Genomic DNA, 20,238 nt, shown 5'->3' with positions numbered 1-20,238 from the left:
GCTTTCGCCGCACCCCGCCGCCCCCAGGATCGGCATGCCGGATGAGCAAGGGCCGGTCAGGTGTGGCGGAGACCCTCGATCCAGCCTGATTCGGCGGCGATGCGGACGGCGTCGGTCCTGTTGCGGGCGCCGGTCTTGGTGATGGCGCTGGAGATGTAGTTGCGGACCGTCGCGGCCGACAGGTGCAGTTCGGCGGCGATCTCGCCGGTGCTGGCGCCCGAACCGACCAGGCCGAGCACGGCCACCTCCCGCTCGGTGAGCGGGGTCACCGTGGCGCTCATCGCGGCCAGGGCCAGGGAGGCGTCGATCACCCGCTCGCCCTGGGAGACCCGGCGGATGCTCTCGGCCAGCCGCTCCGTGGGGGCGTCCTTGAGCAGGAATCCGCTCGCTCCCGCTTCCATCGCCCGCTTCAGCAGCCCGGCGCTGGCGAGGCCGGTGAGGATGAGCACGCGGCAGTCCGGCATCGCCGGTCTGAGACGGCGGGTGGCCTCGACGCCGTCGATGCCCGGCATCTCGATGTCGATGACGGCCACATCCGGGTTGCAGGCGAGAGCGCGCGGGACGACCTTGTCACCTCGGTCGGCCTCGGCCACGACCTCGATGTCGCCCGTGAGGTTCAGCAGGGCCGTGAGGGCGCCCCTGACGACGCCGTGGTCCTCTGCGAGCAGGACGCGAATCATCGGTGACCACTCTCCCGATCGTGTACGGCGGGCAGGCACACCCGCAGCTGGAACACGCCTTCCCCGGTGGCGCCCGCCTCCAGGGATCCGCCCAGTTTCTCCACCCGCCGACGCAACCCGGCGAGCCCCGAACCGGGTTGATGGCCCGTTTCGCGGCGAGTGCCGTCGTTGCGCACCAGCAGTTGAACGCGTCCGTCGACCTCGTCCAGCTCGATCAGGCAGTGCCGGGCGTCGCTGTGCCTGACGATGTTCGTGGCCGCCTCGCGTACTATCCAGCCGAGTACGCCGCCGGTCTCCTTGTCGATCTCCTTGAAGCCCAGGCGCAGGTCGCAGCTCGCGCCGGTGAGCTCGATCAGCGCGGCGGCCGCCGTCAGCTCCGCGCCCAGGTCGAGCGAGCGTTTGGCCTCCACGACCTCGCCGATCTCCGCGCGCGCCTCGCCGGCGATGGCGATCGTCCCCTCCAGCTCGGCGGCGGCCTGCCTGCGGTCCACGTCGACCAGGGCCAGGGCCAGCTCCGTCTTCAGGGTGATCGACGCCAGCGTCTGGCCGAGCAGGTCGTGCAGCTGCCCCGCCAGCCGCAGCCGGTCCTGGTCCACGGCCATCTCGGCCAGCGCGACCCGCAGCTCGCGCAGCTCCCGCACGAACCTCGCGTAGTGCACGATGCCCGCGGCGACCACCGAGGCGACGAGCACTCCGGCGCTCCGCTGCGCCGCGGAGGATGCCACCGGGGCCCACTCGACGAGCGTCAGCGGGTACTCGGCGGCGGCCACCACCAGGAGCACGATGACGCCGTACCGGAAGGGCAGCAGGAGCAGCCCGGCGGTGGCGACGACGAGCGGCGTGTAGATCCACACCGATCCCTGGAACGGGATCGCCCCGTAGACGACGACGGCGAACAGCAGGAAGGTCCGCGCCCGGTGACGCCCCTGGCTCGTGCCCGCGATGTGCCGGGCGACGATCCTGGCGTACACCACGAGCAGCCCTCCGAGCAGTACGAGCGCCATCAGGGCCCGGCCCGGGTCGCCGTTGAGCAGGAAGGCGAGCGGGGTGAGCCCCCACAGTGCCCCGGTGACCGCGACGACGGCCGTCGTCAACCACCTGACCTGCGCTTCGCTGTCCTGGGCCACCGGCGGACTCCCACATGTCCGGATGCATCATGATTTCGTACTGATCGTGACCCCTTCCTGGCCCGCGAATCAACTACCGGCGGCCGCCGATCCCTCGTTCAGCCACCCGTTCGCCCGCGCGATGCGCACGGCGTCCTCGTCGCTGCGGGCGCCCGTCTTCAGGCGGGCGGCGGCGAGGTAGTTCCTGATCGTGTGGATCGACAGCCCCAAGGTGCTCCGCAGGTCGCTGCCCCGCCCACCGGCCGCGACGGCCGACAGCACGGCGATCTCCCGCGTGGTCAGCGGATTGGTGTCGATCTCCTGCTCGCCGCCGTCGGCGGCCACGTCGAAGTCGATGTAACGTTCACCCCTGGCCACCACCCGGATGGCGTCGGTGAGCCGGTGGGCGGGCGCGTCCTTGACCAGGAAGCCGCGCACCCCCGCGGCCATGGCCCGCTCGAAGTTACCGGGCGTGCCGACACTGGTGAGAATGAGCACCGGCGGCGGCTGTTCCAGCTCCTTGATCAGGCCCGCCGCCTCCAGGCCGTCGATGCCCGGCAGCCCGATGTCCAGCAGCGCCACGTCCGGCTTGGAGCCGACGACGGCGGGCACGATCTCGTCGCCCCTGGACACCTCCTCGACCACGCGGATGTCCCGCTCCTCCGACAGCAGGGCGATCAGGGCACCTCTGATGAGGTCGTGGTCCTCCGCGATCAGAACTTTGATCATCTCCGGTCTCCTGTAGCAGAGGTGAGTGCGGCCGCCGGGAGGCGGCCGGGAACGTCCAGCGACAGCGTGAACCAGCCGTCTTCGGTGTGCCGTCCGCAGCTCCCGCCCACCTGCGCGAGCCGCTCGTCGAGCCCGGCCAGGCCGCTCCCGCCCACGGTCGCCTCAGCTCCGGCCGCCGCGCCAGCGGCGATCGAGTCGCCGTCCGGGCGCACGCCGTCGTTGGCGACGGTCACCGTGATGCGGTCGCCGTCGGTCTCGACCCCGAGCAGGCAGACCGTGGCGTCGCTGTGGCGCAGCAGGTTGGTGGCCGCCTCGCGCACCGCCCAGGCCAGCGCCACGCGGACCTCCGGCGGCAGCGAGGGCGGCAGTTCGGCGAAGTCGCATCGGACGCCGGCGGTCTCCAGCACCCGGCGCACCCCGCTCAGCTCCCTCTCCAGCGACATCTCGCGGTAGCCCTTGACCACCGCCCGCACGTCGTGCAGCGAGCGACTGGCGATGTCGTGGATCTCCGTCAGCTCGCGGCGCAGCCGCCCGATCTCCTCGGGCGGGATCCGCGTGCCCAGTTCGGTCCGCATGGCGATGACCGAGAGGTTGTGCCCCAACACGTCGTGCAGCTCACGGGCGAACCTGAGCCGCTCTTCGGTGATGGCGAGCTTGGCGGCCTCCTCGCGGGTGCGCTGCAACTCGGCGAGCAAGGTCGCGAAGATGGTCAGGCCCGCGAGCGCGCCGGCCGTGAGCAGGTTCTGCAGGGAACCGAAGAGCACCCAGCTCAGGTCCTGCGAGGCCGGCAGGACCAGGCCGGCGGCCAGCGAGGCGAAAAACCCCAGCGCCGCCCACCGGCCGCGCAGCGTGACCGCGAACGCGAGCGGAAGCATGAACCCGACGCTCAGCCAGGTGGGCCCGGCGGCGAACGGCACGGCGAGGGCCAGTACGCACATCACGGCCAGCACCGCGAGATCCCACCGCGAACCCCGGTCGAGCACGGCCCGCACCGCCAGCCACAGGTAGCAGCCGGTGAGGCCGATGATGAGGACGACCGCGGTCGTGACCCTGACGGAGGAGTAGGCGCCGAGCGCCTCCGCGAGCGGCACGGCGGCGAAGGCCGCCATGCCGACGAGGAAGACCCCGGCCGTGGCACGGGCCAGCCGTACGATGCCCGGCCCGACGCCCCTCAGCCTCTGCGAGGCTCCCACTTGAACCACCTTTTCGCGACGAGCAATGAGAGGACGAGCCAGGCGGCCAGGACGAGCCACCCCGGCCACATGACCAGGAAGCCCTCCAGGATCCCCACCTTGGGGGGCACGCCGGCCCCCGCGTGTCCCACGTAGTCCCGCCCGAGATAGGCGGTGCTGACCCCTTCGGCCACCCGCCCGAACGGGAGGAAGGAGGACACGATCCGCAACCAGCCGGGGAACGCCGAGACGGGGTAGGCGAACCCGGACAGGCCGATGGCGAGCAGCAGGAACGGCAGGCTCACCACGACCGTGGAGCCCTGCGCGGGAATCCTGCCGCTCACCGCGACGGCCATCGCGGCGAACACCGCGAGCCCGAGGAGCACCGTGACCACCAGCAGGGCGGGATTGGCCGGCAGCTCGACACCGTGCATCACCCTGGCCAGGCCGACGATCAGCACGAGCTGCAGCAGGCCGATCGACAGCACGGTGAGGATCTCCCCGCCGAAGATGGCGAGGTCGGGCAGCTCCGTCCCGCGCAGCCGCTTGAGTATCAGCAGTTGCCGCCGCACGACGAAGGACTCCACCAGGGTCATGAAGCCCAGGTTGGCGATGCCCATCACGATGACGCCGGTCATGATGGCGACATCGACCGGCGCCCCGTCCCTGGTCCCGCCCGGCAGCATCAGCGGCATCAGCCCGCCGAACACGACGGGGAAGAACAGGGCGACGCCGACCGACACCGGCGTGCGCCAGAACAGCGTCTGGGTCAGCCGGAAGTGCGCGAGCGTGTAGGCGGTCACGTCCTGGCCTCCTCCCCGCGCGCGCCGGCGATGTCGAGGAAGACCTCTTCGAGCGTCGCCTGTCGGACGTCCAGACCGCTGAGCCGCACGCCACGAACATGCGCCCACCCGAGCACGGAGTGCGCCACCGACTCGGGCTCGGTGGTGAGGATCACGCACCGGCGCCCGGTCACGGTGAGCGCGTCCTGCTCGCCCACCGGCAGCCCGTCGAGGGCGGTGTCCTCGGGCAGCTCGAAGGCGACCCGGCCCGAGCCCCGGCCCAGCACCTCCGCCATCGTGCCCTGGGTGACGATCCCGCCCTTGTCCATGATGGCCACCCGGCCGGCGAGCTCCTGGGCCTCCTCCAGGTAGTGCGTGGTGAGCAGCACCGTCATCCCGCCGGCCGCGAGATCCCTGACCAGGTCCCGGACCCGGTGGCGGGCCTCGGGGTCGAGCCCCGTGGTCGGTTCGTCGAGGAACAGCAGGTCGGGGCTTCCGAGCGTGGCCAGCGCGATGTCGAGCTTGCGCCGCTCGCCGCCGGACATCCGCTTGACCCGCGTCCGGGCCTGGCCGGACAGCCCCACCAGCTCCAGCGCCTCGGCCACGGGTCTGGCGCCGGTGGTGAACCTGCTCCAGGCGGCCACCGTCTCGGCCGCCGACAGGTCGCCGAACAGGCCGGACTCCTGCAGCACCAGGCCGATCCTGGCGCGCGGGGCGCGGTGTCCCGCCGGGTCCTCGCCGAACACCCGTACCGTGCCCTCGGTGGGCCTGAGGTAGCCCTCCAGGATCTCGATCGTGGTGGTCTTGCCCGCGCCGTTCGTGCCGAGGAGAGCGAACACCTCCCCCTCGCGTACGTCGAAGGAGATGCCGTCCACGGCCGTGAACTGCCCGTAGCGTTTACGAAGTCCGGAGACCTCGATCACCGTCTCGCTCACTGTGTGTCGCCGAAGCAGACCGAATTGCACAGGGCGGTGCCGATCGAGCTGGCCGTGCCGTCCGTCGTGAACGCGACAGAGCCGGCGGCCGACTCCAGCTCGGTGATGTCGAACTCGCCATCCGGCTGGGCCGGCAGCGGCGGCGTGGGCACCCCCTCGGGGTAGGCGATGCCGTACTGGCTCAGCAGGGGCCTGGGGTCGCCGTCATAGCGGCCCCGCAGCCCGCCGTCCTGCCACGCCGCCGCCACCAGCCGGGCGAACTTCCTGCGGTCCTCGTCCCCGAAGACGTACATGCTCTCAGCCATCAGAAGTCTCCTTGTCTGTGTGGATTCCGGACAGAGCGCGATCGCTCAGAACGTGTCGCCCGTCGTGTTGGGGACGCTCGGCCCGGTCATGCTGGTGAGCGTGAGAATGGTGCTGACCGTGCCGGGCTCGGAAGAGCCGGCGGCCGACTCCAGGTCGGTGATGTCGAACTCGCCCTCCGGCTTGGGCGGCAGCGGCGGCGTGGGCACGCCTTCCGGGTAGGCGATGCCGTACTGGCTCAGCAGGGCCCTGGGACCGCTCTCGTAGCGGCTCCGCAGCTCGGCGTCCTGCCACGCCGCCGCCACCAGCCGGGCGAACTTCCTGCGGTCCTCGTCCCCGAGGATGTAGATGCTTTCGGCCATCAGCGGTCTCCTTGTCTGTGCGGATCGGACTCTGCGGGGGCGCCGCCGATGAGGAAGTCCCCGACCGACGACTCGGTGGCCCAGTCGAGGCCGAAGGTGCGGGCGGCCAGGTCGGCGTCGCCGCTGCCGAGGCCGCAGGGCGCCATGCCCATCGCGGTGGCCACCAGGTAGAAGGTCTGGTAGAGCGCGCCGACGGTCTTCAACGTGGCGGCGTAGGCGATCGAGGAGTACTTCCACGACATGCGCTGGAAGCGCGAGGTGATGGTGATCAGCACGTCGGGGCTGGCCGTCCCGCCCGTGGCCAGGCTCGCCGCGGCCAGCATCGCCCGCGCGTCCTCGTCCCTGGCGGGGAGGGTGACGAGCCGGTGGCCGCGCGGGTCGTAGTAGTAGGCGCCGCTGTCCAGGCCCTCGCATCGGGCCACGGTCAGGTACAGCTCCAGCTCGTAGACGGCGCCGCCGCCCGGGTAGGGCCTGCTGCTGGCCTCGTACGGCATGCCGGGCGCCGGCCCGAAGACGCGCCTGACCCTGGCGGCCCGGTAGAGCAGCTCGCCGAGCTGCCGGACCGTCGGCGGGCCGGCGTACTGGCGCACCGATCTGCGCGACTCCAGCACGGTGGTGAACGGCGGGTCGGCCGCGGCGGCCTCCTCCAGGGAGGGCGTGTACAGCTCGACGGCGGCGCCCTCGGGAGGCTGCTTGACCACCGGTGGCGGCGGCGTCTCGTCCAGGAAGCGGAAGGTCGCGCCGAACGGCTGGTCGTGCCGCCCCGCTCTGCTCCTGGCGTGAAAGAGCAGGTCGTGGAAGTCCCACGAGCGCAGCGCGGGATCCCGCTCCTCGGCGTCTCCGGCGAACGCCATGCCGGCGGCGACGAGGTGGCCGATCGCCTCCGGCGCCTCCTTCACCATGACCGGGCGGCCGAGCGCGGAGAGCAGCGGCATGGCGTCCTCGGTGAGCGTGACGCGGTGCCGGGACAGCGGGGACTCCAGGACGAGTCCCTGATCCGTCCTGCGGACGAGCGCGAACCTCGACAGGCGCACGGTGTCACTCGGAGCGAGCGCGGGCAGCCGGAACCGGGCGTCGCGGGCGACGGGCACCACCCGCAGCAGCGGCTCGACCGCGTGGACGAGGACCGCGCTCAGCCGCGACAGCGTCAGGTACAGCAGGGCAGCGTCGTGGCTGCTGCCGCCCGCCGCGAGGAGCCGCTCGGCCAGATCGTCCTGGTCCGCCAGCGTGCCGGGCAGCTCGCGCAGCAGCGACTCGACGGCCTGCGGCAGGCCGCGCAGGGTGACCGTGCCGAAGGGTTGCGCGATGGTCAGCACGCCGTCCGCGGACTCGACGACCGCGTCCTCGCGCAGCCCCACCATGGGGAGGGGTGCCGGGCCGGTCACAGGAACATCGTGATGGGGTTCATCTGCTCCTCCGGTGTGGGCTCGGCGAGCCAGCCGAGCCGTACGGGCACGTCGTAGAGGCGGCCGGGGGCCAGCCGCCGCCAGAAGTGGCGCAGGCCGGGCACGATGACCTTGACGACCGGCAGGCCGATGTCGGGCCTGGTCTGGTCGAGCACGAGCATCTCCATCCCGCGCTCCTCGACCAGCGCGCGGGCCGCTTCGACGTCGTCGAGCAGGTCGGCGGTGGCCGGCCGGGCGTAGGCGGACGCGGGCACGGAGATCGAGGTGGGCGAGAGGTAGGGGTGGTCGGCGACGCGCGCGTTCGTCCACCAGTCGACCTGGTCGCGCTCGGGGAACCGGTAACGGGTGACGCCGTCCGGGCCGACGTCGATGACCGCGGGGATGAACTGGTTCAGCTCGGCCAGGGCGCGCTGGACGGCGATGCGCACGTCGAAGTGGGCGCCGAAGGCCATGAGGATGTCCTCGGTCGGCCCGTCGACCCGGCGGCTGACCGCGGCGGCCACCGGGACGCCGAGGTCGTTGGTGAGGTCGAGCACGTGCAGGTCGCGGCCGAGACCGGCGTAGACCTCCTGGAACTCGGAGATCCACGGGTCGGCGAAGGTGCCGAGGTCGAAGGCGGGCCGGCGCAGGCGGTTGTACCACCACACGGCCACCGCGTCCCGCTCGACGAGCTCCATGAAGCCCTGAAGGACGGCGTCCTCCAGGGAGGAGCCGGCGGCGTTGCCGTTGGAGTCGGCCCAGGTGTAGAGCGGGCCGGTGGAGCGTTGGTCGTTGTAGTAGTAATAGAGGTAGCCGGTGGGCAGGTACTTGTGCCGCCGCTCGGTCAGCGACCACACGGGCGTCCATTCGATCGCGGCGTCCTCGTCGAAGGGGTCGTTGACGTAGGAGTAGCTGGAGGTGGCGCGGAGCTCCCGGCGGGTGCGGTACTGGGCGTCGCTGTAGAGCGAGCAGGCGTTCGGGTGTACGGCGTCCGCGCCGAGCTCCCGCAGGCTCGCCGTGCGCCTGGCCTCGTCGCCCTGGAAGATGCCCGAGTAGCGTTCCATCGCCTCGCACATGGCGCTGACCTTGGCCTGCAGGTCGGTCATGCCCTTGCCGGCGCTCTGGGTCCGCAGGCCCTTGCGCAGCATGGCGAGGTCACGGGTCTCCCGGGAGAAGTTGTGCCCGGCCACGTACGCCTTGACGAACGGCGTCCTGGTGTCCATCCGGGTGAGCTCGCGGATGACGCCCGTGACCGGGCTGACCAGGTGGGCGTACCGCTCGGCGGTGTCCTCCGGGTGCTTGGAGCGGTGGCCGCCGTCGGCGGTGAAGGTCTTGGGTCGTGAGCGCAGCTCGACCGGGGACTCCGCGGCCGCGGCCATCAGGCCGTCGTCGCCGCACTCCGGGCACTGCGGCCTGCGCCGCAGCTCGTGGCGGGTGGCGCCGAGGCGCATGGTGTCGAAGGTGACCAGGTCGCGCTGCTGCGGGTTCCTCGCCCCGGCCAGCCACTTCGCCGTCTCGGCCGCGACGAGCCGCACGCCCGCGCCGCGGGTCAGCGCCAGGTCGGCGGCGGGCAGGGCCAGCGGGCGGCCAGCCCGCAGCCGATCCTCCACGTACGTCAGCGACTGCCGGTGCCCCTCCAGCCGCTGGGACAGGCATCGCCAGCAGCCGCCGTCGCCCTCCCCCGGCTGGAAGACGGGGCCCAGCCAGAGGACGGGGCCGGTCGTGCGGGCCAGCAGCCACGGCCGCCGCTCCGCCAGGTGCCGCCGGTTGACGTCGGCCAGCTCGCCGCGCAGGTAGTCGTCGGTCAGCACGACGGTCAGCGCCGCGTCCTCCCCGGGGCCGGTCACCTCCACCCCCTCGGCGACCAGCAGGTCCCGCAGTTCCTCGGCGGGCACCTCCCCGACGGTGAGCAGCTCGGCCCGCCCGCCGCGCACCGCGGTCACCGCCTCCTGCGCCTGGAGTCCGGCCATCTCCCAGTAGGCGGCCGTCCTCCGATCCACGTCCTCGGTGACGTCGACCAGCAGATCGCGCTGCCTGAGCGTGTGGAGCACGTAGTAGACGTTCTCCGGCGGGATGTCCGGCTCCACCGCGACCAGGATGTCGTTGACGGTGTGCTTGCCGTCGAGCAGGCCGGCCACCGCCTCGATCGACCGGCCGGTGAGCACGTGCGTGTCGCGCTCGTTGATCAGGAAGACCCCGTCTCCCTCGATGACCTCGACCCTGAAATGGCGGCGGAAAGCTGGTCGGGCGTCCATAACGTTCCTTTCGGTCAGTGCACGAGGCGCAGCGAGGCGACCTGGTCGTCGGCGAGCCGGAGGAGGGTGAGCCCCGCCGCGGCGAGCCCGTCGGTGGCGGACAGGGACAGGCGGTCGGCGCGTCGCCGGTCGGCGAACCAGCGGCCCGTGTGGTCGCGGCGGCGCAGCAGCTCGGCGGCCAGTTCGCGGGCGGACCGCTCCAGCGCCGCGTCGCCGGTCAGGCGGGCCGTGTGCAGCGCCACCTCGGCGTCCACGACGAGCCGCGCGCAGGAACGTCCGGCGTCGGGCGCGCAGTACCTGGCCACGCGCTCCCGCAGGTCGCCGGGCACCTCGCCGGTGAGGAGGTGGGCGGTGGCGACGGCGGCGAGCAGCGAGCCGGGCGTGTCGAGGGCGAACCGGTGCGCCAGCAGCGGCGCGGCGGCAGCGCCGATCTTCCCGAGCGCGCTCGCGCTGGCGGCCAGCGCCCACACCAGCCCGTCCACCCCGGTGGGCACCCCGTCGAGCGCGGGCACGCCCGGCGGGTACGGCGACCGGGCCGCGCCGCCGCCGGCCAGCTCGGCCAGCAGCTCCTCATGCAGCCGCGCGGCGAGCGCCTCGGCCGCGGGGACCGCCGTCGGGGCGGCCTCGCGCAGCTTGTGCAGGGCGAGCAGCAGCCCGGCCCGGCCCAGCACGGGTTCGGCGCTGGTCGGCAGGGACAGCTGGGCCTCGGCGAGCGGCACCAGCGCGACCGCCCGCTCCACGAGCCTGGTGTCGGCCAGGGTGGCGCCGCAGCGGCTCAGCGCGTAGATGGTCGAGCCGAGGCCCACGAACGCCCCGACGGGCGCGAGCGTCCCGCACATCCTGCGGTAGACGCCCGACTGCGTGGACAGCGTCGCGAACTCGGCCGAGGCGTCCAGCGCGTCCTGCGCGGCCGTCCAGTGGCCGGGGGCGCCCGTGTTGGCGTACAGCTCGGCGAGGAAGACGGCGAGGCCGGCGGTACCGGTGAGCAGGTCACCCTGAAGGGGTTCGACCTGGTCCAGGCCGTGCGCGGGATAGGTGACCACGCCGATCCAGCCGGACCGCTCGCCGATGGGGCCGCCCGCGGGCGTGCCGAGCGGGACGGCGCTGGCGAGCACCTGGTCGGCGAGCTCGCCGGCGCGGGCGAGCAGCACCTCGGCCTCGGGTTCCGCCCGCCGGCCTGACAGGTCGTAGACGTACTGGCCCAGCTCGCGCACCGTGCGGGGCCGGGGCCCGGGGCCGGGGAACAAGGTGGGCAGTTGCCCCGCGCCCGTGAAGTCGAGGCAGGTCTCCAGCACGGCGAGCTGCTCGTCCACCGGGAACCCCGCCAGGTCGGCGAGGCGGTCCTGAAGCCGCTGCCACGCCGTGCCCGAGAAGTGCCCGGGGATCTCGACGCCGTCGGGGGTGAACACCGAGTCCGAGCCGGGCCTGGAGACGAACAGGGGGACGTCCATCCGGCGGAACGCGTCGATCTCCTGCTCGACGATCTCCAGGATGTCCTCGCGCCCCGGGTCCCGCCGCAGCGTCTCGCGGGCGCTGCGGAACAGGTGGGCGAAGGTGATCTCCCTGGCCATCCCGTCGATCAGCGCCCCCGGGCTCAGGCTCATGCCGAGCAGCTCGACGCAGTCCCAGGTGCTGCGCCAGATGTAGCGGACCGGCGCGTCCTCCAACAGCGCGAGCGGGCCGCAGGCGTCGGCGAGCAGCTCGCGGTTGCGCGTCAGGCAGTCCTGCATCTGCCGATAGCCCTCGGCCACCTCGTCGGCGTAGCGGCTCGGGTCGGCCAGCTCGCCCGCGCCCCACGTGGGCCGGTACGGCGGCGCCTCCCAGCCGAGCGGGTACAACTGGGGGTTCTGCGCGACCTGCTCCTGCAGTCCGGCCATGCAGCCGATGTCGTGCGACTGGACGCCGCCCGCGATCACCCGGGGAAAGCTGATGACGGCGGTCTTGACCACCGTCTCCTCGACCTGCCCCCACAGGGACTGGATGCGGTCGCCGATGAGGGCGGGCTTGCTGATGCGGCCCTGGAGGACGTTCTCCAGGTCGATGAAGACCGGCGTGTCCCCCTTGGCGACCAGGTTGTCGGCCCACAGGTCGCGGCACTCCAGGAACTGGGCGAGCCTGGCCAGCATGCCCAGGCGCGTGTAGTAGCGCCGTACGCTGTCCTCGTCGGTGGCGGGCTCGGCGGTGACGTACTCCTCCCAGCCGTAGCCGTCGCGCAGGACGACCGTGCGGGTGTGCAGGGTGAGCGGCAGCCCGTGGTTGTTCAGCAGGGTGCACACGTCCATCAGCCCGACCACCGAGCGCAGGTCCTTCGGCTTGTAGACGACCCGCTCGCCCGAGGCGAAGGTGAGCAACGTGACCACCCGCCCGTGGTTGTGCGGGTCGCCCGAGTCGCCGGAGTATCCCGAGACCGGTCCAGGGGCGGTCCAGCCCCACAGCGTCCTGCGCAGTTCCGGCAGGTCGGCGTTCAACCGGTCGAAGAGCTCGTGGACGACGCGCCGCCACTGCAGGCAGGCCATGCCCATGACGTAGGCCAGCCCCGGGAGCGTCTCCAGCCGGTCGAGCCAGCCGGACTGACTGACGTCCAGACCGGGGCTCTGCAGCCAGGCGGACACGTCGTTGGCGGTGCCGGCGAGCTGCGCCTCGAACGCGAAGCCGGAGAAGCAGACCTGCGTCAGGCGCTCGATCAGCTGGCCCGCGATGTCCTCGCACGCCTCGGGGGTGACGGGGACTCCGCGTACCGTCCCGTCCTTCATGTCCACCAGCCGGTTGACGGCGCGCCTGAACGCCACGAACGGTGAGCCGGGCCGCCCGGACGCGGGGTCGGCCGCGGCCGTGGGCGGCTGGGCGAGCAGGAAGTCCACCAGGGCGTAACCCCAGTCGGGCAGCCTGCCCGGGTCGGCGAGCCGGACGTCGACGAGCCCGGCGCCGAGGTCTCGGCCGGAGCGCCTGCGGTGGTGCAGCAGCGCCCGCTTGGCGTCCTCGTCGTCGCCGACGGCGGCCTTCAGCCAGCGTGTGGTGCGTTCGGACGCCTGGCGCGGGCTGCGCCCCGCCACGGGGACGAAGAACTCTCCCGACACGCGCTCGGGGAAGGGCGCCGCCGCGGCGAGCACGGCTATCAGCCGTTCGTCCCCACCGGGAACCGCGAGCAGGCCCTCGCCCTGCGCTTCGGCGTATCCGGCGTGCACCGAGACCGTCATCTCAGACCTCCTGTCGGCGGACCATGCGGGCGAAGAGCCGGTTGTCGTCCATCAGCTCCTCGAAGGGGCCGTCGGCGACGACCCTCCCCTGGTCGAGTACGTAGATCCGATCCGCCGACTTGATGGTGCTCAGCCGGTGCGCGATCACGATCCGGGTGATGTCCAACTCGGCGATCCTCCGGCTGACCAGCGCCTGGGTGTGGTTGTCCAGGGCGCTCGTCGCCTCGTCGAGGATGAGGACGCGCGGGCGTTTCACCAGCGCTCTGGCGATGAGCAGCCGCTGGAGCTGACCGCCCGAGAAGGACGCGTTGTCCTCTCCGACGACGGTGTGCAGGCCCATGGGCATCGCGGCGATGTCGCCGTCCAGGTCGGCCAGGCGGGCCGCCCACCAGGCGTCCTCCTCCGTCGCGCCGGGCACGTCGCCGATGATGTTCTCCAGGATCGAGCCTCTGAGCACTCTGGCCTGCTGCATCACCACGCCCACCTGGGCGCGCACGCGGCGCAGATCGAGGTCGCGCAGGTCGCCGCCGTCGTAGAGCACCTGGCCGGTGCGGGGCGGTTCGAAGCCCAGCAGCAGCCGTACCAGCGTGGACTTGCCCGCGCCGGACGGGCCCGCGACCGCGACGAACTCGCCCGGCTTGAACACCATCGACACGTCGTCGAGGATCCGCATCGCGGTGCCGGGGTAGGCGAAGGAGACGCCGCTGAGCCGTACCAGCCCGTTCAGCTCGCCCGGGTCCTTCGCGCCGGGCGACGTCTCCGGCGCCCGCTCCAGCACCGGGCGCAGCCGCTCGAACCGGGGCAGGAGGGCGAAGGCCGCTTCCACCGCCCTGTTCATCTGGCCGAGCGCGAGCACGAACTGGCCGAGCGCCACGGCGGCGATCACGAAGGACGCCGTCGGGACGCCCCAGGCCAGGCCGGTGGTGGCGAGGAGCAGCAGCAGCGCCGGCTGCGCCGAGGCGCCGATCGCCGTCGACACCGCCCGCTCGCGCTGGATCGCCTCGGCCGCGCGCTGCTGTGTCGCGAACAGCCGGGACCACAGCCCGAACACCTGGGCCTCCCGGCCCGCGACGTGGATCTTGTCGATCGCGCCGAGGCACGCGTACAGCAGGGAGTAGACCTTCCCGTACTGCTCGTGCATGACCAGCTCGTGCCGTTGCTGCCGGACCGCGCGCCCGGCGAGCACGGCGAGCAGCGCGCCCACCCCGCCCAGCGCGACCAGGGCCAGCCGCCAGTCCACGGCGAGCAGCGCCAGCAGGCCGAACAGGGAGAACATGCCGCCGAGGAGGGAGCTGACCGCGGCCTCGCCGAGCGCCTTGCGCATGTCGGAGATGGCGTTGGCGCGCTGGACCAGCTCGCCGGTGCTGTACCGGTTGAAGAACGGCAGGTCGAGGGAGATGAGGTGGCTCCAGACGGCGGGTTCGAGCCGTTCCTGGAGCCGTCCGTGGACGCGTACGAGCACCGAGTTGCGCACGGCGAGGAGCAGGGCGCTCGCGCACACCATGGCGGCGATGATCACCGCGGTCCAGATCGTCGCGGGCCGGTCGGCGGGGTTGGACGCGGAGGTCAGCAGGCTGAAGGTGAACAGGGGGACGCCGAGCGCGAGCAGCCCGGCGCCGCCGCCGGCCGCGAGGAGCCAGGCCAGCTCCCTGCCCGCGCCGCGCAGGCCGAACCTGAGCAGCGCGACGGGGGTGGCGACGCCCTCGCCGAGCGGCGGGTAGATCTGCCAGGCGTCCGGGGCGAGGCGCGCGGCCACGGACTCGGTCACCCGGCATGGGTCCGCCGCCGGGTCCGCGGCGCGGTAGCCGCCCCGGTGCGGCAGGAGCGCCACCGGCCGCCCGTCCTCCTGGGTGAAGCCGATCATGGGGACGGTGGCCGTGCGCCACCATCGTCCGGAGAGGCGTACCCGCCGGTGCCTGACCCTGGCGGCGTCCAGCGCCGCGCCGAGCGGGTCGCCGGACGCCGAGCCGGCGTCGGGGCCCGGGGCACTCTCCCGCACGGCGAACCCGCAGTGGTCGCCGAGCGTCTTGACCACTTTCGCGGCGTGTTCGGCGGTCGTCCGGGGCCGGTCGGGAGAGGGCGGCGCGCCGGCGGCCACCCCGACATCGGCGAACGACCGCCGGAGCGTCTCGCTCGTGGCCGCCACCCTGGCCACGCGCCAGTTGTCCCGGTCGGCCTCCTCCGCCTCGGCCAGCAGCAGCACCTGCTCCAGCGCCCCGCGGTGCAGTGCGCGCAGCTCGCGCTCGCTCGGCGGGTCCTGCGCCGCGCCGGCGCGGCGGAGCGCCGGCCGGCCGCCGCCCGCGCCGTCCTGCGCGCCGGGCCCGTGGAGGCGGCGCGCCCAGGCCGACACCGCGCCCGCGTCCCTGCGGACGCGGCGCACCGACGTCCCGTCGGCCGGGGAGGCCAGAACGGTGTATCCCCCCGGCAGGTCGGTGGCGGCGAAGCCGTGCATGAGCTGCCCGCTCTCCACGCGGACGACGCGGCGGCGGGGGCCCTGGCCGTCCACGGGCGCCAGCAGGACGTCGACGGAGCCGCTGACCACGTGCCAGCAGGCATAGGGGTCGATCAGCTCGATCTCGCTGACGGGGTAGCCGTTCATGCCGCTTCCTCGACGAGTGTGCGGTAGGGACCGGACTCGGCGATGAGCTCGGCGTGGGTTCCCCGCTGGACGACCTTGCCGCGGTCCAGCACGAGGATCAGATCGCTGTCGCGTACGGTGCTGAGCCGGTGCGCGATGACGACGCACGTGCAGCCCCTGGCTTTGAGGTTGGCGTCCACCAGGGCCTCGGTCTCCGCGTCCAACGCGCTGGTGGCCTCGTCCAGCACCAGCACCGAGGGGGACAGCGCGAGCGCCCTGGCGATCTCCAGGCGCTGCCGCTCGCCGCCCGACAGGTTGCGGCCCCGCTCCTCGACCCAGCCGCCCGACAGCCCTCCCCTGCGGTGGACCACCTCGGCGATGCAGGCGTCGCCGAGCGCCCGGCGCAGCCGGTACGCGGGAACCGTCGGGTCCCACAGCGTCAGGTTGTCGGCCACCGTGCCCTCGAACACCTGCAGGCTCTGCTCCACGTAGCCGATCGAGGTGGACAGCGTCTCCCTGGGCATCTCGTCCCTCGGCACGCCGTCGAACCTGATCTGCCCGGACCACGGCACGGCCGCTCCGGTGAGCAGGCGGGCGACCGTGGACTTGCCGCTGCCGGTGCGGCCGACGATGGCGATGCGCTGGCCGGGCTCCGCGCGCCACGTCAGCCCCTCGATCACCGGCCCGTGCTGGCGGTCGTAACCGAAGGTGACCCCGTCGAACTCCACCGTGCCGCGCAGGCCCCCCGCCCCCTCGGGGGCGCCGGGGGGCTCGGCGTGGCGGGGGTCTGGCTCGGCATGCAGCGCGTCGTCGAGCATGCTGGTCTGCGCGACCGCGACCTGTGCCTCGGCGCCGACCCCGACCAGCGAGGACATGGGTACGAGGAAGGCGCCGACGAGGAGCTGGGCCGCGATGACGGTCTCCATCGTGACCTCACCGCGGGCCATCAGCACCGCTCCGGTGATCACCATGGTGGCCCCGGCGAGCGAGCCGAGCGCGGCGGGCACCACCATCAGCGCCTGCGTGACCCGCATCAGTTCCTGGACCGCCGACATGGTCCGCGCCGACAGCCCCGCCCACTTGGCGAAGAACCATCCCTCGGCGCCGTCGGCCTTCAGCGACTCGGCCATCGAGACGCCGTTGAACGCCATGCTGTCCCTGCGGTGCTCGTCGAAGATGAGCCGCTGCTGGTGCGGGGCGGTGCGGCGGCTGACCGCGCGCATCGCCACCAGATTGACCGCCGCCAGCAGCACGGCGACGGCGGCGAAGGCTGGGTGGAAGGCGAACAGGATCGACGAGTGCACCACCATGGTGAGCAGGGCCGCGATGACGGCGGCGACCCGGTCCGAGAGCAGCAGGGCCAGGCCCGCGCCGAAGGACGTCCTGGTCACCAGGCCACCGGTCTGCCGCCGGTGGAAGTGGTCGCCCGGTAGCCTGAGCAGCCGCCACACGTACCGGCCGGACAGGTCGGCCGCCATCGCCAGCTGCACGGCGCCGAGCAGCCGCTGCTGCGCCCACATGCCGGCCAGGGTGAAGCCGACGCAGCCGAGCAGCCCGAGGAGCACGGGCGCGGACCAGGCCGCGCCGCCGGCGACCAGCACCTTGCCCAGCAGGAGCCGGGTCAGCAGCGCGGTGACCGCCGCGGGCAGGGCCAGCATGAAGGCCATGACGGCGATGGCGAGCAGCGTGGACAGGTACGGCCGCACCTTCGCCAGCACCGAGCGGGCCATGGGGAACCGCGGCCCTCCCGGCGTGAAGCCCTCGCCCGGACGCGGTACCAGCACGATCCCGCTGAATCGCCGCCGGAACTCCTCCCTGCTCAGCCGGATCCTGCCCACGGCGGGGTCGTTGAGGTAGGCCCACCGCCTGCGCATTCCCTCCAGCACCACGTAGTGCCGCTGGTCGACGAAGATCATCGAGGGGACGGGGAAGCTCTCCAGCGCGTCGGCCTCCACCCGCCAGCCGCCGATGGTGAAGCCGTACTCCTCGGCCGCCGCCTTGAGCCCGGCTCCCGTGAGGCCGTCCCTGCCCACTCCGCACCGTTCTCTGATCTCGCGTACGGGGACGCGCAGGCCGTGGTGGGCGAAGATCGTGCTCAGGCAGGCGGGCCCGCAGTCGGCGTCCTCCATCTGCGGCCGGCGCTCGGTGCGGACCGGCCGCGGCCTGGTCGCGCGCTCAGCCACGACGCCCTCCGGAGAACAGGGCGTCCACGGGGCGGACGACGGCGACGGTGATCTCCCCAGACACCGGGGTGAGCGTGGCGCCCGGCCAGGCCGGCCGGTCGAGGTCGACGGTCACCAGGTGCCGCCCGTCCGCCCGCAGGGCCTCGCCGAACAGCGGGCGCAGCAGCTCGCCCGAGGCGGGGTACGGTTCGACCGCGCTCACCCGGCCCCGCGCGCCCGTGCCGCCGAACGTGACGGTCTGACCCGGGGCTAGCGCGCCGATCCTGTCCCGGCCGACCATGAGCAGCGCCCGCAGGGGGCCGGCGGCCGGGTCGACCGCCGCGACGGTGCCGCCCGCGGCCAGGACCGCGCCGGGGGCCGCCGTACGCAGCACCCGTCCCTTCGCGGTGCCCGTCACGACGTGCCTGCGTCCCCGCTCGTCGGCCAGCACGGCCAACGGCGTCGCCGGGGTCACTTCCTGGCCCACGCGGACCAGGACCTCGGCCACGCTGCCGGGCACGGGGGCGGCCACCGGCACGGGACCGGCGCCCGCCACCAGCACGCCGGTGCCGGCTACCACGTCACGGACCTGCCCCAGCCAGGCCCAGCTCGCCGCGCAGCCCGCGACCAGGATGAGCGCGGCCGCGGCGAGCCATGCCTTGGCCCGCACCGTGGAGACGAGCTCGTCGATCCGCTCGCCTCCTGGCGCCTCCGTCGCGGTCATGGTCATCGCGTGTCACTCTCCCGGGGTCGGCGTGTACAGGCAGAAGCAGAGGCTGAGCAGGCACGGAGGGGGCGGCGGCATCTCCGCGGACCCGTCGAGGATCTCGATGACGAGCTCGGCGCCGGGCTCCGGCGGCAGCGTCGGGGCGCCCGCCCCGTCGGCCGGCCGGAGGTTGTACTCGGCCAGGACCGAGAGGGGGTCGCGCTCGTACCGGAGTCTGAAGTCGGCGTCGAGCCACGACCTCGCGGTCAGCTCGCCGAACGCCCTGCGCTGAGTCGTGTCCCAGCCGATCGTGTCCACAGTCATCACAAGTCCTCCCGCCGCGGGTGTGTGAGATGCTGGTCCGGCGAGGTGGTGGGCATCTGGACTGCCCACCACCACGCCTTACGAGGTCGTCAGGCGCTCTGTCCGCCGGAGAAACATCCGGTCGGGCAGCTCACCGTGCCGATCGTGCCGAGGGCGCCGCCCGCGGACGATTCGAGGCTCTCCAGGTCGATGGCCTGGCCGGGTTGGTCAGGAAGGTCGGGCGGGGCCAGCTCACTCGGCCAGTCGACGCCCGCTTCGGCGAGGGCGGCGCGCGGGTCTCGTTCGAACTCCCGCCTGAGCGACTCGTCGGACCAGGCACGTGCGACGAATCTGGCGATCTGTCTGCGCAGTTCCGGGGACAGGGTGGGGTCTTCTGGCATGAGGTCACCTCGTTGGTGAGGCCCCGGGGTTCCGGGTGGGTCAGGGGCGGCCGCCTACGAGGTCCAGATTCGTCATCAGCGGCAAAAGCCGCCAGAAACAACTAACACCGACATATCGTGATGTTCATCATTTCTGGTAGTCAGGATTTCCTGATGGGAGCCGCTGCTCCCGATGCGCGAAACCGCGCATCTCTCTCTGGGCCTCGCGGGCCATGTCGAGCATGCGGCCCAGCTCTTTCTTGACGTTCTCCGCGTCGCCCTCCACGCCGGCGACGGCCCTGCGGCCCTGCTCGGCGATGGCGTCGATCCGGCTGCCGAGGATGCCCTCCAGCTCGCCCATCGCCCGTGCGCGCTGCGCCGCCACCTCGACCATGGCCAGCTCGGCCCTGGTCGCGTAGAGGACCCGCGCCGTTTCCGCGAAATGCGTCAGACCCGCCAGGGGGATGGCCGCCACGGAGAGGGACAGGGTCCAGGACAGCCCTCCCACGAGATCGTCGCCGAGCACCATCGACTTGGCCGTCTCGGCGACGGCCACCAGCAGGAACGCCGGCAGGGGGTACGGCCTGGGCAGGAGCCCCAGCGCCATCGCGGCGAGGAAGACGCCCGACGCGGCCCACCACTCGCCCAGGAACGGAAGCGGTAGGTAGACCAGGAGCGCCATGACCCCCACCGCCCACCGGTGCCACGGCCCGCGCGGGCCGGTGCAGCCGGCCGCGATGTAGAGGGCGAGGACCGCGATCGCCAGGAGGATGCCTGGGATGCGCCAGGGATGTGGATTCTCGATGTAGTACGCGAACGTGGGGAAGATCAGATAGATGGCGAACGCCACGATCGCCGCGCGGCCGAGCCGCACCTCCAGTGGCGCGCGAGCCGTCGCCCTCGAACCGGGAGCCCCTGTCTGGGTCACAAGCGGATCATGACAACCGATCTCGGCGGTGGCAACGCATCACTGGTTACTTTTCGCACATATCGGAATTTTCGTGGCTTCCGCACCGAACAATCCGGCGCCGTTCATCCCGACGCCGCCGACCGGAGGCGTGACCGTCACCCGCGAGCCCGCCCCGACCGGGGAGACATCTGCCCGCCCGGCCGGGGATGGGGCGGTGGTGCGTCGATCCGCAGGCGTTCAGCGACATCATCAGCGGCAAGCGGGGCAGCACGATCCTGTCCGTCGGCTCGGCC

General features: G+C 72.7%; 17 protein-coding genes. All 17 read right to left on the bottom strand.

Translation table 11 applies throughout. From position 1 onward, the window contains the following. Positions 1 to 56: 56 nt before the first annotated feature. Positions 57 to 680, bottom strand: a complete 624-nt coding sequence (locus tag AB0L65_RS36100; protein ID WP_364254790.1) for a response regulator transcription factor — start codon at positions 678 to 680, stop codon at positions 57 to 59. Beyond that, positions 677 to 1,807 (bottom strand): histidine kinase, encoded by a 1,131-nt coding sequence (locus tag AB0L65_RS36095; protein WP_364254787.1) that lies wholly within the window; start codon positions 1,805 to 1,807, stop codon positions 677 to 679. Before AB0L65_RS36095 ends, AB0L65_RS36100 begins: the two co-directional genes overlap by 4 nt. Before the next feature lie 69 nt (positions 1,808 to 1,876). Then, positions 1,877 to 2,515, bottom strand: a complete 639-nt coding sequence (locus AB0L65_RS36090; RefSeq protein WP_355201267.1) for a response regulator transcription factor — start codon at positions 2,513 to 2,515, stop codon at positions 1,877 to 1,879. After that, complete coding sequence (locus tag AB0L65_RS36085) at positions 2,512 to 3,708, bottom strand: histidine kinase (RefSeq protein WP_364254783.1); 1,197 nt, start codon at positions 3,706 to 3,708, stop codon at positions 2,512 to 2,514. The genes AB0L65_RS36090 and AB0L65_RS36085 overlap by 4 nt, the downstream gene beginning before the upstream one ends. After that, positions 3,687 to 4,490, bottom strand: a complete 804-nt coding sequence (locus tag AB0L65_RS36080) for an ABC transporter permease (RefSeq protein WP_364254780.1) — start codon at positions 4,488 to 4,490, stop codon at positions 3,687 to 3,689. The genes AB0L65_RS36085 and AB0L65_RS36080 overlap by 22 nt, the downstream gene beginning before the upstream one ends. Further along, positions 4,487 to 5,404 (bottom strand): ABC transporter ATP-binding protein, encoded by a 918-nt coding sequence (locus AB0L65_RS36075; protein WP_364254777.1) that lies wholly within the window; start codon positions 5,402 to 5,404, stop codon positions 4,487 to 4,489. The genes AB0L65_RS36080 and AB0L65_RS36075 overlap by 4 nt, the downstream gene beginning before the upstream one ends. Further along, on the bottom strand, positions 5,401 to 5,709 hold the full coding sequence (locus tag AB0L65_RS36070; protein ID WP_364254774.1) for a hypothetical protein: 309 nt from the start codon (positions 5,707 to 5,709) through the stop codon (positions 5,401 to 5,403). The genes AB0L65_RS36075 and AB0L65_RS36070 overlap by 4 nt, the downstream gene beginning before the upstream one ends. 45 nt (positions 5,710 to 5,754) lie before the next feature. After that, positions 5,755 to 6,069 (bottom strand): hypothetical protein, encoded by a 315-nt coding sequence (locus AB0L65_RS36065; protein WP_364254771.1) that lies wholly within the window; start codon positions 6,067 to 6,069, stop codon positions 5,755 to 5,757. Continuing rightward, entirely contained in the window at positions 6,069 to 7,454 is a 1,386-nt protein-coding gene (locus tag AB0L65_RS36060; RefSeq protein ID WP_364254768.1) for a SagB family peptide dehydrogenase, read from the bottom strand. The genes AB0L65_RS36065 and AB0L65_RS36060 overlap by 1 nt, the downstream gene beginning before the upstream one ends. Then, complete coding sequence (locus AB0L65_RS36055) at positions 7,451 to 9,709, bottom strand: TOMM precursor leader peptide-binding protein (protein ID WP_364254765.1); 2,259 nt, start codon at positions 9,707 to 9,709, stop codon at positions 7,451 to 7,453. Before AB0L65_RS36055 ends, AB0L65_RS36060 begins: the two co-directional genes overlap by 4 nt. A 14-nt stretch (positions 9,710 to 9,723) precedes the next feature. After that, positions 9,724 to 12,906 (bottom strand): type 2 lanthipeptide synthetase LanM, encoded by a 3,183-nt coding sequence (gene lanM, locus AB0L65_RS36050; RefSeq protein WP_364254762.1) that lies wholly within the window; start codon positions 12,904 to 12,906, stop codon positions 9,724 to 9,726. 1 nt (position 12,907) lies between these two features. After that, entirely contained in the window at positions 12,908 to 15,505 is a 2,598-nt protein-coding gene (locus tag AB0L65_RS36045; protein WP_364254759.1) for an ATP-binding cassette domain-containing protein, read from the bottom strand. Continuing rightward, entirely contained in the window at positions 15,502 to 17,667 is a 2,166-nt protein-coding gene (locus AB0L65_RS36040; RefSeq protein WP_364254757.1) for a cysteine peptidase family C39 domain-containing protein, read from the bottom strand. Before AB0L65_RS36040 ends, AB0L65_RS36045 begins: the two co-directional genes overlap by 4 nt. Further along, complete coding sequence (locus AB0L65_RS36035) at positions 17,660 to 18,376, bottom strand: hypothetical protein (protein ID WP_364254754.1); 717 nt, start codon at positions 18,374 to 18,376, stop codon at positions 17,660 to 17,662. Before AB0L65_RS36035 ends, AB0L65_RS36040 begins: the two co-directional genes overlap by 8 nt. Before the next feature lie 6 nt (positions 18,377 to 18,382). Beyond that, positions 18,383 to 18,676: a hypothetical protein gene (locus tag AB0L65_RS36030; RefSeq protein WP_350736926.1), complete on the bottom strand. Its 294-nt coding sequence runs from the start codon at positions 18,674 to 18,676 to the stop codon at positions 18,383 to 18,385. A gap of 89 nt (positions 18,677 to 18,765) precedes the next feature. Further along, positions 18,766 to 19,056: a hypothetical protein gene (locus AB0L65_RS36025; protein WP_364254751.1), complete on the bottom strand. Its 291-nt coding sequence runs from the start codon at positions 19,054 to 19,056 to the stop codon at positions 18,766 to 18,768. 127 nt (positions 19,057 to 19,183) lie between these two features. Continuing rightward, positions 19,184 to 19,963: a hypothetical protein gene (locus AB0L65_RS36020; protein WP_364254748.1), complete on the bottom strand. Its 780-nt coding sequence runs from the start codon at positions 19,961 to 19,963 to the stop codon at positions 19,184 to 19,186. Positions 19,964 to 20,238 lie beyond the last annotated feature (275 nt).

This window comes from Nonomuraea sp. NPDC052116, from assembly GCF_040680035.1.
Taxonomy (GTDB): Bacteria; Actinomycetota; Actinomycetes; order Streptosporangiales; family Streptosporangiaceae; genus Nonomuraea; species Nonomuraea angiospora_A.
This window is presented reverse-complemented; position numbering and strand designations above follow the sequence as displayed.